The sequence below is a fragment of the Actinomyces oris genome, from assembly GCF_001929375.1.
Taxonomy (GTDB): Bacteria; Actinomycetota; Actinomycetes; order Actinomycetales; family Actinomycetaceae; genus Actinomyces; species Actinomyces oris_B.
Genome location: NZ_MSGO01000038.1, coordinates 157572 through 169800 on the forward strand (window position 1 = coordinate 157572; position 12229 = coordinate 169800).

Annotated in this window: 12 protein-coding genes; 5 read left to right on the forward strand and 7 right to left on the reverse strand. The window is 70.4% G+C overall.

Going from position 1 to position 12229, the window contains the following annotated elements; all coding sequences use genetic code 11:
* The first annotated feature begins 328 nt into the window (after nucleotides 1-328).
* Nucleotides 329-1474 (forward strand): choice-of-anchor L domain-containing protein, encoded by a 1146-nt coding sequence (locus tag BKH32_RS09540; RefSeq protein WP_075249799.1) that lies wholly within the window; start codon nucleotides 329-331, stop codon nucleotides 1472-1474.
* Between the two features lie 102 nt (nucleotides 1475-1576).
* On the opposite strand, the gene BKH32_RS09545 is transcribed toward BKH32_RS09540, so the two are convergent.
* Together BKH32_RS09545 and BKH32_RS09550 are read right to left on the reverse strand one after the other, a co-directional pair.
* The gene (locus BKH32_RS09545) at nucleotides 1577-1801 is read right to left on the reverse strand and encodes a hypothetical protein (protein ID WP_075249800.1); all 225 of its coding nucleotides are present in this window, start codon (nucleotides 1799-1801) and stop codon (nucleotides 1577-1579) included.
* 12 nt (nucleotides 1802-1813) lie between these two features.
* Entirely contained in the window at nucleotides 1814-2119 is a 306-nt protein-coding gene (locus BKH32_RS09550; RefSeq protein ID WP_075249801.1) for an acylphosphatase, read from the reverse strand.
* Nucleotides 2120-2165: 46 nt separating this feature from the next.
* Between BKH32_RS09550 and BKH32_RS09555 the strand changes: the two genes are divergently transcribed.
* A complete protein-coding gene (locus BKH32_RS09555; RefSeq protein ID WP_075249802.1) occupies nucleotides 2166-2999 on the forward strand; it encodes an exodeoxyribonuclease III in 834 nt (277 codons plus the stop codon).
* A gap of 304 nt (nucleotides 3000-3303) precedes the next feature.
* Here the strand turns inward: BKH32_RS09555 and BKH32_RS09560 are convergent, their stop codons facing one another.
* The 5 genes from BKH32_RS09560 to BKH32_RS09580 all read right to left on the reverse strand — a co-directional run bounded on the left by BKH32_RS09560 (nucleotide 3304) and on the right by BKH32_RS09580 (nucleotide 8896).
* Nucleotides 3304-4722, reverse strand: coding sequence for an ABC transporter permease (locus BKH32_RS09560; RefSeq protein ID WP_075249803.1), 1419 nt, complete (start codon nucleotides 4720-4722; stop codon nucleotides 3304-3306).
* On the reverse strand, nucleotides 4719-5507 hold the full coding sequence (locus BKH32_RS09565; RefSeq protein ID WP_075249804.1) for an ABC transporter ATP-binding protein: 789 nt from the start codon (nucleotides 5505-5507) through the stop codon (nucleotides 4719-4721). Before BKH32_RS09565 ends, BKH32_RS09560 begins: the two co-directional genes overlap by 4 nt.
* Entirely contained in the window at nucleotides 5504-6571 is a 1068-nt protein-coding gene (locus BKH32_RS09570; protein ID WP_075249805.1) for an efflux RND transporter periplasmic adaptor subunit, read from the reverse strand. The genes BKH32_RS09565 and BKH32_RS09570 overlap by 4 nt, the downstream gene beginning before the upstream one ends.
* Nucleotides 6572-6752: 181 nt before the next feature.
* Nucleotides 6753-8024: a galactokinase gene (gene galK, locus BKH32_RS09575; RefSeq protein WP_075249806.1), complete on the reverse strand. Its 1272-nt coding sequence runs from the start codon at nucleotides 8022-8024 to the stop codon at nucleotides 6753-6755.
* Nucleotides 8021-8896, reverse strand: a complete 876-nt coding sequence (locus BKH32_RS09580; protein WP_075249854.1) for a DeoR/GlpR family DNA-binding transcription regulator — start codon at nucleotides 8894-8896, stop codon at nucleotides 8021-8023. The genes galK and BKH32_RS09580 overlap by 4 nt, the downstream gene beginning before the upstream one ends.
* 312 nt (nucleotides 8897-9208) lie before the next feature.
* Between BKH32_RS09580 and BKH32_RS09585 the strand changes: the two genes are divergently transcribed.
* From BKH32_RS09585 to BKH32_RS09595, 3 genes are all read left to right on the forward strand, one after another.
* Nucleotides 9209-9871 (forward strand): 2'-5' RNA ligase family protein, encoded by a 663-nt coding sequence (locus tag BKH32_RS09585; RefSeq protein ID WP_075249807.1) that lies wholly within the window; start codon nucleotides 9209-9211, stop codon nucleotides 9869-9871.
* Nucleotides 9868-10890, forward strand: a complete 1023-nt coding sequence (locus tag BKH32_RS09590) for a YihY/virulence factor BrkB family protein (RefSeq protein ID WP_075249808.1) — start codon at nucleotides 9868-9870, stop codon at nucleotides 10888-10890. Before BKH32_RS09585 ends, BKH32_RS09590 begins: the two co-directional genes overlap by 4 nt.
* Nucleotides 10891-10962: 72 nt before the next feature.
* A complete protein-coding gene (locus BKH32_RS09595; RefSeq protein ID WP_075249809.1) occupies nucleotides 10963-12213 on the forward strand; it encodes a mannose-1-phosphate guanylyltransferase in 1251 nt (416 codons plus the stop codon).
* The last annotated feature ends 16 nt before the right edge of the window (nucleotides 12214-12229 follow it).

Consider the following 12229-nt stretch of genomic DNA (forward strand, 5'->3'; position numbering starts at 1 on the left):
TCTTGATCTCCCAGCCCCAACCTTAGGAGAACCTGGAGGTGGAGGACAGGCCTTTGGACCGCTCTGTCAATATCGGGACACTGCTACCAAAGACGTAGGCCCTGTGTTCTCAGGGTTTGTTGAGGTTTTTGGAATATTGGTGACATAGACCACAGGCCAATGTGTTATCGGCCGGTTAGTCTTGAATGCGTTCTCCGTGAGCTGTCTGGTCTCCCAGCCTGTCGGTTCAGGTGGTCGTCCGCTGCCGGGCGGCCCCGTGTCTAACGGAGATCCTGTGAATACTCTTCCCATCCGTCTGCGACGGTTATCCGCATCAACAATCGCTTTCATGGCTGCGCTCGCCCTGAGCGCGGCCGGCCCGGCGGTGGCCGCTACCGCGCCGAACACGGCGGGGCAGTCCACCACCTCCCTACGTGACACCTCCACGGTGAGCGCCCAGTCCCTGGCTCAGATGGTCGCCGGTCCGAAGGCGACAGTCTCCAACGCGTCCGTCTCCGGCAAGGACGTCCAGATCGGCACGGTCAAGGGCCTGCCCGGTGACGGCAACGCCATCACCGAGGGCGTCGCCCTGTCCACCGGATCCCTCATCGACCCCGATCCCACCGCCGACTCCGACACCGACATCACCCGCTCCGCGGTCCTGGGACCCAACGACGCCCTGGACACCACCGGTGACTTCGGCGTCGTCAAGGACCCAGCGGGACTGGCCGAGGTGGCCGGCACCGACGTCTATGACGAGGCCGTCCTGGAGTTCGACGTCACCGCCACCAGCTCCAACATCGTCCTCTACTACAGCCTCGGCTCCGAGGAGTACGCCGGCGCCACCGAGGGCACCCCGGCCCCCTGGCAGTCCCGCGGATACAAGGACCCGCTGAGCATCCAGGTCAACGGCACCGAGTGCGCCCACGTCCCCGGCACCCAGACGGCCGTGAGCGCCGCCTCGATCAACGAGTCCTCGAACGCCGCCTACTACACGGCCAATGTCTCGGGCCACACGCCGGGGCGGATCCCCGTGGAGTTCAACGGCTACACCTCCGCCCTGCCCTGCCAGGCCTCCGTCACCCCGGGGCAGAAGGTGCACGTGCGTGTGGCCATCGCCGACGCCCAGGACGGTCAGCTCGACTCCACGGTTCTCCTGCGCACCCAGGGACTGGGCTTCACCGACAAACCGATCACCAACCCCTGCAACGCCAAGACCGGCACCTGTGACATCCCCGGAAACGGCAAGGGCTCCAACGGGAACGGGTCGAACAACGGCAAGGACTCCACCACTCCGCCCGGTCAGGGCAAGCCGGGCGTCACCGACTACAGCACCGCCTCGCCCACCACGAGCCCCAAGAAGACTGTGGCCGGTCTGCCCCTGACCGGAACCCAGGCGCTCTTTTTGGGAGGCATCGCCCTGCTGCTCCTGGCCGGCGGCGGTGTCGCGCTCATGCTGCGTCGGCGTCGCCTGACCGGCTCTGAGACCGGCTGACAGCGAGGCTGCGGCCAGCAGACGGCTGACGGGGCGGATGAGGCTCTCCTCATCCGCCCCGTCAGTGCCGGCTGTGACTGACCACCGTTGACCGTTGGAGGCTCAGTCCTCCTCCTGCCTGGAGGCGCGACGTGCCGCCAGCTCCTTGGCCAGCATCGCGCAGCCCAGGATGCACAGCGGCATGGAGGCCAGCCACAACAGGGCGCTGATGCGGGACAGCAGCGAGGTCTGAGCCAGGACGGGGAGGACGGCGGCGATGACGATGACGGCCATCCACACGCCGACTCGCCGTGCGCTGCGCGGTGTGCGGACGTCGTCGGGATTCATGACCCGATCCTCTCACCCGGTGATCTCGAACCTGCGCTCATCCAGGCAGCCGGCGCGCAGGTCGGTGACGGTGAGTCGGCGCACCGAGGCCCACCGGGGGCCGTGCCGCAGCCACGCGATCAGCCGGCCCACGGCCTCCGACTCGCCCTGGGCCATGACCTCGACGTCGCCGTCGGGCAGGTTGCGGACCTGCCCCACCACCCCCAGCTCCTGGGCCGTGTAGGCGCAGTGATAACGGAAGCCCACCCCCTGGACCGTGCCCTGGACCAGGACGTGAACGGTTCTCACGGTGCTGGCACTCATACCGGCGTCGCTCATGACCCTATCGTCTCAGGCTCAGGGCCGAGCGCGTAGGCTTGCCGCCATGCGTATCGCCACCGTCAACGTCAACGGTATCCGGGCCGCCGCCCGCAAGGGCATGGGGGAGTGGCTCACCGCCTCCGCCCCCGACATCCTCCTGCTCCAGGAGGTCCGGGCCGACGCGCAGATCGCCGTCGACCTCCTGCCCGGCTACGAGGCCGCCATCTGGCCCTGCCGCATCAAGGGGCGTGCGGGCGTGGGCGTCGCCGTGCGCGAGGGCGGCCCCGCCACCCTCGGCGAGCTGCGATACGGCGTGGCCGCTCCGGGCACCGAGGAGCCCGACGTCGACTCCGGTCGCTGGCTCGAGGCCGACCTGAGCCTCACTGGCTTCGACGGCGTCGAGCGGCTCACCGTCATCTCCGCCTACCTGCACTCGGGTCAGCTGGGCACCGAGAAGATGGACCAGAAGTACGCCCACCTCGAGCAAGTCGACACCCGTATGGCCGACCTCTTGGCCGCCGCCCGCGACGGCGGCCCTCAGGTCCTCATGGCCGGGGACCTCAACGTGGTGCGCTCCGAGCGCGACATCAAGAACTGGAAGCCCAACCACAACAAGATCGCCGGTGTCATGGACGAGGAGATCGCCCACCTGGAGGGCTGGTTCGCCTCCGGCTGGGTGGACGCCTCGCGCCACCTGGTGGGGGACGAGGAGCAGGGGCCCTACACGTGGTGGTCCCAGCGCGGCAAGGCCTTCGACAACAACACCGGCTGGCGGATCGACTACCAGGTCCTCACCCCCGCCCTGGCCGAGCGGGCCCGCAGCGTCACCGTGGACCGGGCGCCGGACTACGCCTCGCGCTGGTCCGACCACGCCCCGCTCGTCGTCGAGTACCTCTGAGGACGCCGCTGAGAACCTGCCCCGGCGAAGGGGGGTGACACGACGCCGGCCGGGGGTTGGCGCGCCGGTTCAGCTCAGGCTCACTGACCGCCGGCCCGCCCGCCCGCATCGGGGACTTACCTATTCGCCGGGGACTGCGCTGTCCTACAAACGACTGGGGTTCCACCATCACCGTTTGGGGGAGAAGTACGTTCTGGTCGGAGAACGCAGTTCTCGATCCGCTCCGCTGACAGCTGTGCGTGCCAGCCGCTGCCGGTAGGGCGGGCGAGGACTCTCGCGTGCGGTCTGCCCGTCGACCGGTGTCTCAGTAGCGTATCGCGTCGATCGGCCGGATGCGGGTGGCCACGATCGCCGGGATGATGCCCGCCAGCGCGCCCACGGCGGTGGCCGCGATGAGGCCGATGACGGCCGCCACCATGGGGAAGGGCGGGGTCGTGGCCACCGGGATGCCCAGGAAGGTGCTCAGCGGCATGACGCGCATCCCCACGATCGCGATCCCGATGCCGACGACGCCGGCGACCACGGTGGCCACCACCGACTCCAGCATGATGGAGAAGAAGATGCGTCGGCTCGTCGCCCCGAAGGAACGCCGCACCCCGATCTCGTGGATGCGTTGACGCACGGTCACCAGCGAGATGTTGACCAGGCTCAGGGCCCCCAGCAGCATGACGAACACGCCGGCGGCCGTGACCACCTGGGTGAAGGTGTTCGCGCTGGAGACCATGCCGCCGCCCTTGAGGTTGTCCTCGGCCTGGGTCGATCCCTGACCGAAGCGCGCGTCCAGGTCCTTCTTGGCCAGGCCGGCGACCTCCTTCGCACCGTCCTGACCGGCCCAGATCTCCAGCGTGGGGGCGGGCCGGGCGGCGTCCTTGGGCAGCCAGTGCTCGTAGGGCGTGTTGAGGGCGAAGGCGGTCACGGGCTGTGTGCACGGCAGGCCCGCGTCCCGCTCGGGGTCGCCGCTGCAACCCATGAGGGCAAGATCCTCCGCCTCCAGGACGCCGACGATCGTGAAGGAGGTCTGCACGGGGGAGAAGGAGGTGACGGTGACCGGCTCGGTGAGCTGCTGGATCCCCAGCGCGTCGAGGAAGCCCTGGGTGACGACCATGCTCGGGGAGAGGTCGTCCTCATCCTGTGCGGTGAACCAGCGCCCCTGGGAGACGGTCTTGTGGTGCAGGAGCCCGTAGCTCAGGCTCACGGTCTGGGTGGGCACGCTCCGAGCGCCGTCGGGGAAGGAGAAGCGGACGTTGGAGGTGTAGGTCGTCGCCCAGGACTTGACCTCGTAGCGCTCGACGAAGCTGTTCATCGCCCCCGAGATCTTCGCCGCGGTCGCAGCGCTGGTCGTGGAGCCTCCGCCCGCGCTACCCGCGCTACCCGCGCCGCCCGCGCTACCCGCGCCGCCCGCACCGTTGCCGCCGCTGCCGCCGCTGCCGCCTGAGTCTCCGCCGGTGCTCGACTCGGGTGCGTCATCGGCCTGGAGGGCCTGGTCCAGGCCCTTGCCGGTGGGGCTGACGTTGATCGTCACCGTGCCCGGGCGGCCGGTGTACTTCTCGCTGACCTTGTTGATGGCATCGACGGAGACCTGACCCAGGGCGATGACGAAGGTCATGGCCGCCACCGCCGCCGCCACGCCCACCAGGGACAGCAGGACCCTCAGCTTGCCGATGCGCAGCTGGGCCCAGGCCTCGACGATGGCGCCGAAGAATCCGGTGAGAATGCCGTTCATGAGGCTCCTTCGTGGCTGGTGGGCACTAACGGGGCGGGGGGTGCCGGAGGGGCGACGACCTCACCGAACTCCTCGAGGCTGCCGACCTTGCGACGCATGACGGAGATCGGGGTGAGGGTGCCGTGATCGAGCCGGTACTGCGTGTGGGCGCGGCCGGCCACGGCCAGGTCGTGAGTGATGATGATGAGGGCGGCGCCGTTCTCGGCGCACTGGCGCTCCAGGAGCGTCATGACCGAGTTGCCGGTGTCGACGTCGAGGGCGCCGGTGGGCTCGTCGGCCAGGATGACGCTGGGGCGGCGGGACAGCGCCCTGGCGATGGCCACCCGCTGCTGCTCGCCTCCCGACAGACGTGAGATGGGCGAGCCCACCTTGTCTCCCAGGCCCACCGCCTCCAGCAGCTCCGCGGCCCGCGCGCTGCGGGTCCAGAAGGCCCTGCCGGTGTCGTACAGGAGCGGGGCGGCCACGTTCTCGGTGGTGGTCAGCCCCGGGATGAGGTTGAAGGACTGGAAGACGAAACCGAAGGTCTGCCCCCGCAGGTGGGCGCGGCGACTCTCCCCGAGCCGGGAGGTGTCGGTGCCGGAGAGCGCGTAGTGGCCCGACGTCGGCCTGTCGATGAGGCCCAGGATGTTGAGCAGGGTGGACTTGCCCGTTCCCGAGCGTCCCACGATGGCCACGTGCTCACCGGGGAAGACGCTCAGGTTGACTCCCGTGAGGATCTGCAGGGGATCGGAGTCGGGAACGGTGAAGGTGCGGGTGATCTCCCGCAGCTCCAGCAGCCCGCTCACAGGATCTCCTTGCCTTCGGAGTCGTAGCAGGCGGAGTTGTCCGGCTCGCAGGTGTCCGGCGTCCCGGTGCGGCGCGTGTCCTTGTTGGGGACGAACTGCAGGACCTGCTGGTCGGCCTTGAGACCGGCGGTGATCTGGATGTTCGTACCGTCCGTGATCCCCAGCTTCACAGCGGTCTTGACCGCCTTGGAGGTGTCCCCGGACTCGGGCACCAGCCACACGAAGCCCGAGCCGACCTTGCCCTCCACGGCGGTGACCGGAACCATCAGGGTGTCTGAGGCGCTGCCCGCGTCAACGCTGATGGTCACTGGCATGCCGGCGAAGACCTTCTGGTCTCCGGGAACCGCGCAGCGCATCTCCACGCTGGTGCCGTCACCGGAGGTGGTCGTCGTCGAGCCGTCCCCACCGGTGGTCGTGGAGGTGGAGGCCTTGGTGCCGACCTTGAGACTGTTGCACTGGAAGGGCGCCGGGCCCCCTTCCGGGGTCAGGGTCGCGGCAGTGGGGGCGTTGGTGAGCCGGTACTGCTGCGCGGCGCTGACGGTGCCGGTGGCCGAGTAGGTCGAGGGGGTGATGGTGGCCACGACGACGCCGACACCGGTCTCCTGCTGCTTGATGACCTTGGGGTTCACGGTGCCGCTGACGGGGGCGTAGATCGTGGACCAGGTGACCTTGTCCTCAGTCGGTGTCTGGGTGACGTTGCCGCTCTCATCGGTCTTGGTCGTCGGGGGCTGGGACTCGGAGTGCTTGATATAGAGCAGTGGGTCGCCGGCACTGACCTGGCTGTCCTTCTCCACGGCGACGGAGTCCACCACGCCGGCCAGGTCGGCCTGGACCTCGACCGTGGCGTCCTGAACGATGTGCCCCTTGACCGAGACCGTGTTGGAGATGCTGCCGGTGGTCACGGTGGCGGTCTTGACATCAGCGGCGTAACCGGGGGAGATGTCAGCGCTCGTGCCGTTGCTGTGCGAGGGGAAGAAGGCGATCTTCACCAGGGCGACGGCGACGACCACCGCGATGAGGGTCTTGAGGGCGGGCCAGACGAAGCGCTTCACGGCGTCCTCCATGGAAGGCAACGGAATCAGCACCGGGTAGAAAGACCGGGATCCTGATTAATACGCACAGAGACTACGGCAGGGGTGGTTGCCTGACCTCATCCTGAAGGAGGAACGCTGAAAGCCCTCTCCAACCAGGGTTGGAGAGGGCTGATCACCGTCAGGTGCGGGTCCCAGCGGAGCGCTGCGCTGCTCAGACGAGCCGTCCGGCCGGGGCGGCGGGAACCGCGTCGAGGAAGGCCGGCGGGTTGAAGCCCTCACGTCGGTAGGCGTCGGCCACGGCGGCGGCCACGGCGTGGACGGCGTCGGCGTCCACCAGGGCGATCGCCGAGCCGCCGAACCCGCCACCGGTCATTCGCGCCCCGTGGGCGCCGGCGGCGCGGGCCGCCTCCACGGCCACATCCAGCTCGGGGCAGGTGCACTCGTAGTCCACGCGCAGTGACTCGTGCGAGGCATCCATGAGCCTGCCCGCCTCGGCGAGCTTCTCACCGCGCAGGGGGCGCCCGTCCTGCAGGAGCGAGACGAGCCGGCGGGTACGGTCGATCTCGGTGACGACGTGGCGGGTGCGCTTGACCAGCTCGTCGGCGTCGTCGGCCCCGGAGAGCCGCTCCAGGGCTCCGGGCAGGTCCTCGATCGCGATGTCCGCCAGGAGCTCCACCCCGAGGATCTCGGCGGCGCGCTCGCAGGCGGCTCGCCTGGCCCCGTACTGGCCGTCGTCCAGCGAGTGCTTGGCCTTGGTATCGATGACCAGGAGGGCCAGGCCCTCGGCTGCCAGGTCGAAGGGCACGTGGGTCACCGAGCCGTCGCGGCAGTCCAGCTCCAGGGCGTGGCCCTCGCGGCAGCGCAGGGAGGCCGACTGGTCCATGCCGCCGGTGGGGGCCCCGGCCATCTCGTTCTCCGTGCGCACGCAGCTGGTCACCAGGCGGGCGCGCCCGGTGTCGTCGGGCTCCTGCGCAGTCCCGGCCAGGCCCAGGTGAGCGACCTCGTCGATGGCGACGGCCGCCGAGCACTCCAGGGCCGCCGAGGAGGACAGACCGCCTCCCAGAGGCACGCAGGAGACGAGCGCGGCGTCGAAGCCGGGCAGGTTCTCGAAGCCGTCGCGCTCCAGGGACCAGGCGACGCCGGCGATGTAGGAGGCCCAGTGCTCCACCTCCCCGGGGGTTCCCTTCGGGCCGATCGTGTCGAGGTCCATGACGTCGACCTTCTCCCGGGTCTGGGGGGAGACCAGGCGCACGACGCGGTCCTCGCGGCGCCGCAGCGCCAGGTGCGCCCGGTGGGGCAGGGCTATGGGCAGGGCCAGGCCGCCGTTGTAGTCGGTGTGCTCGCCAATGACGTTGACGCGCCCGGGGGCGTACCAGACGCCGTCGGGCTCGGCCTCGAAGACCTCGCGGAACAGGGCGGTCGCGGCCTCGGAGCCCTCCTTGGGGCTCAGTGCAGGGGCGAAGACGGGAGCATCGTTGGTCATCGTGGTCTCCTGTGTTGGGTGTTTGTGAGGGTGGGCGGACAGGCTGTGGAAGGGGCCGGTGGAGAGGGGCGGGGGCAGGTCGCGATGGTCAGGCGGGTGCCGGCCTGTTGCAGGGCGTCGACGCCGTCGGCGTCGGGCTCGGCCTCGGTCACCAGGACCCCGATGTCCCGGGTGGCGCAGAAGGAGCGCAGCCCCAGGACCCCCCACTTGGAGGAGTCCAGCGTGGCCACCACCGTGCGCCCCGCGGCGACCAGCGCCTGATTGGCGGAGGCCTCCTGCAGGTTGGGGGTCATGAGGCCGGCCTCGGGAGTGAAGCCGTGGGCGCCCAGGAAGACCCACTCCACGCGCATCGTGCGCAGCGCGTCAACCGCCACCAGCCCCACCAGGGCGTTCGACGGCGTGCGCTCGCCCCCGGTGATGACCACCGTGGGGGCGTCGCGGTTCTCGGCGCGGGCGGCGTCGGCGGCGTCGAAGAGCACCTGGGCGGCGGGCAGCGAGTTCGTGATGACGGTCAAGGTGGGGAAGTGCTCCAGGTCGGTCAGGGCCTGGGCGAGCGCCAGCGTGGTGGTCCCGGCCGACAGTGCCAGGGAGTCCCCGGGGCGGACCATGGCGGCCGCGGCCTGGCCGATGCGGCGCTTGGCCTCCAGGTTGAGAGTCGACTTGGCGGTGAACCGCGGCTCGAGGGTGGTGGGGCCGGCCGCCACCGCCCCGCCGTGGACGCGCTCGACCAGCCCCTGGGTGACGAGCTCGGTGATGTCGCGGCGCACGGTCATCTCGGAGATCCCCAGCTCCTCGACGACGTCGGCCACCCGGACCCCGCCGGTGGCTGCGACCCGCTCCAGGATGTGCTCCTGGCGCTGACGGGCGAGCATCGGGGCCGGGCGGGGCGATCCGACGGCGGAGGCTGACAGGCCGGGTTGCATGGGGCCAGTCTGCCAGACCTCGGCGCCAAAAACGCCATGTTCGCACGTTCCCGCACAGAGTCGCACAGCGGGAGGGGTGCCGATGTTCCACCCGTTCGGTCGGTCATGGCACACTTATCCCGCTCGTGTCGCGCCCCCGGCTGGGATAACAGGGGCGTGACACGGTAATGTGTTCGGGTCACCCGCGTGGTCATGCGTTCTCCGGACGCAGGAACTCACATCAGCCCGATCAGCCAGTCATCCCGTAGGAGCTCAGGAGTCATGCAGATCCCCGCACCAGACGCGCACCAGTGCGTCATCGGTGTGGCCATCGCCCTGCCCTCCCACTACGCCGCCCAGGTGCGTGCGGTGCGGCAGGCCGCCGGGGATCCTCTCGCCGAGGTCGTACCGCCTCATATCACGCTGCTGCCGCCCACGGCCGTCGACGTCGACTCCCTGGAGGAGGTCATGCGGCACCTGCGCGACGTGGCTGTCGGGACGAGCCCCTTCGGGGTGCGTCTTGACGGGGTCGGCACCTTCCGGCCCGTCAGTCCCGTGGTCTACCTCGGTCTGCGCAGCGGCGCTGAGGAGTGCGACCGTCTTCAGGCGCGGGTGCGCGACCGCCGGGGACCCCTGGCCCGTTCGCTCAGCTTCCCCTTCCACCCGCACGTGACCCTGGCTCACGAGGTCGCCGAGGACGGCCTCGACACCGCGGCGAGGAAGGGCGCGGACCTGACCATGGACTTCACCGTCACCGAGATTCATCTCTACCGTCATCGCGGCCGGCCCGCCGACCACAGCGGCAGCCGGTGCTCGGCTTCGGAGGGGGGCTGGGACGTGGTGGCCGCCTTCGCCTTCGGAGGCTCCCTCGCCTCCGGCGCCCCCGCTGGCAGTCAGGCGCCCGCGGTGCCGGCGGTCCCGACGACTCCGGTGGTCTCGATGTGATCGAGCGCGTCAAGGCGTTGCTGGCCGCCGGACGGCGCACACGGGGCGGCCGGGCCCTGGTCCGCTACGGCACGGCGCGCGGCGCGCTCATGGCCGGAGGGATCGCCTACACCGGCATGTTCTCGGTCTTCGCCGTGCTCGTCATCGGCGTGAGCATGCTCATGGCGATGCTCGGCCAGCACCCCACCATCCGGGCTGCCGTCGTGGACTCCATCAACTCTCTGCTGCCCGGTGTCATCGACACCGGCGACGGCAAGGGGCTGGTCTCGGTCAAGCAGCTGACGCTCTCCTCGGCGCTCAACCTGGGATCGGTGCTGGCGGCCGGGGCCTTCATCTACTCGGTCATCAGCCTCATGGGCACTCTCAAGATCGCCTTGCGGGCCATGTTCGGGCTGGTCAATCCCGTCATGAGGCCGGTGATCGGGCAGCTGGCGAATATTGCGGGGTTCCTCGTCATCGTGGCCGGAGTGCTGGTGACCGCCGTCGCCTCGGTGGTGACGACGATGCTGTCGGGCAGCGTCGGTCGGGCCCTGGGGCTGCCGCAGTCGCTGACCGGAACCGGGGCGTGGATGACGACGCTCCTGCTGTCCTTCCTCATCGACACCGGTGTCCTGGCGCTGCTCATCACCATGTGCGGCATCCGCCCTCCCCGACGCGACCTGGTGCAGGGCTGCATGCTGGGCGCCTTGACCCTGGGCGTGCTGCGCCAGGTGGGAACCGGGGCGGTCGGCTCGGTGACGCGCAACCCGTTGCTGGCCTCCTTCGCCGCCATCGCCGTCCTCATCCTGTGGCTGCACCTGACCAGCCGCGTCGTACTGCTCGTGGCGGCCTGGATGGCCAACCCGCCGCTGCCCCGCGACGTCGACCACCCTGACGAGGTCCACGCCCACGAGCGCCCCAACTACGTGACGCTCTCCGTGCCCGAGACCCTGACCTGGCCCCGCCAGTCCATCACCGGAAGCCTCGAGGCGGACCCGACGGCGCACCCCGACTACGTCCCCCCGGTGCCGATCCCGTGAGGATTGAGCCTGGGCGCGGCCTTGACTCCGGCCTGGCGAACAGGTAGCGAGCCAAGGCGATAGCCTGTCCCAGTGACTGACACTCCTGGTAACCCCGGCAACCCTGGCGGCTCCACTCCGGCCGTCGATCTCAGCGGCTCGGCTCCCTCCGACGGCTCGACGCCGGCCATTCACGCCATCATCCCCGCCGGAGGCGCGGGCACCCGGCTGTGGCCGCTCAGCCGACGCCACCGTCCCAAGTTCCTCCTCGACCTCACCGGGACCGGCCGCAGCCTCCTGCAGGACACCGTCGATCGCCTGGCCCCGCTGACCTCCACCACGACGGTCGTCACCGGTGTCGCCCACATCGCCGCCGTCGCCGACCAGCTCCCGGGCATCCCGCGCGACAACCTCCTGGCCGAGCCCTCCCCGCGTGACTCCATGGCGGCCATCGGCCTGGCCGCCGCCGTCATCGCCCGCCGCCACGGGCGAGACGCCGTCGTCGGCTCCTTCGCCGCCGACCACACCGTGGCCGACCGGGCCGCCTTCGCCGACGCCGTCCGCCAGGCCGCCCGCCTGGCCGAGCAGGGATGGGTGGTCACCATCGGGATCGAGGCCACCGGCCCCTCGACCGCCTTCGGCTACATCCACGCCGGCGACCCCACCGACGTGCCCGGGGCCCCCGACGGGCGCCGGGTCCTGGGCTTCACCGAGAAGCCCGACGCCGACACCGCCGCCGCCTACCTGGCCACCGGCGACTACCGCTGGAACGCAGGCATGTTCGTGGTCCGCGCCGGCGTCCTCCTGGACCACCTCACCGAGCTCAGGCCCCAGCTGGCGAGGGGCATCGAGGCCATCGCCGCCGTCTGGGACGCCCCCGAGCGCGAGGAGGTCCTGGCCGAGCGCTGGCCCGCCCTGGAGAAGATCGCCATCGACCACGCCATCGCCGAGCCGGTGGCCGCCGCCGGGGGAGTGGCCACCGTGCCGGTCTCCATGGGCTGGAACGACGTCGGCGGCTTCGACGCCCTGACCGACCTCGTTCCGCCGCGCACCGAGGGGCCGGCCACCGGGGCCGGCGTCCTTGACGACGTCGACGGTACTGCCGGCACCAACGCTGCCGGCGACGCCGCCCCCGCGGCCCCTCACCCGGAGGTCCACGCCCTCGACTCCGACGGCGCACTCGTCGCCTCCACCTGCGGACGCACGGTCGTGCTCCTGGGAGTGCCGGGCACCGTCGTCGTCGACACTCCCGACGCCCTCCTGGTCACCACCCCCGAGCACGCCCAGGACGTCAAGAGCGTCGTCGACGCCCTCAAGGCGGCCGGCCGAGAGGACCTGCTCTAGCCGAACCACTGCACCG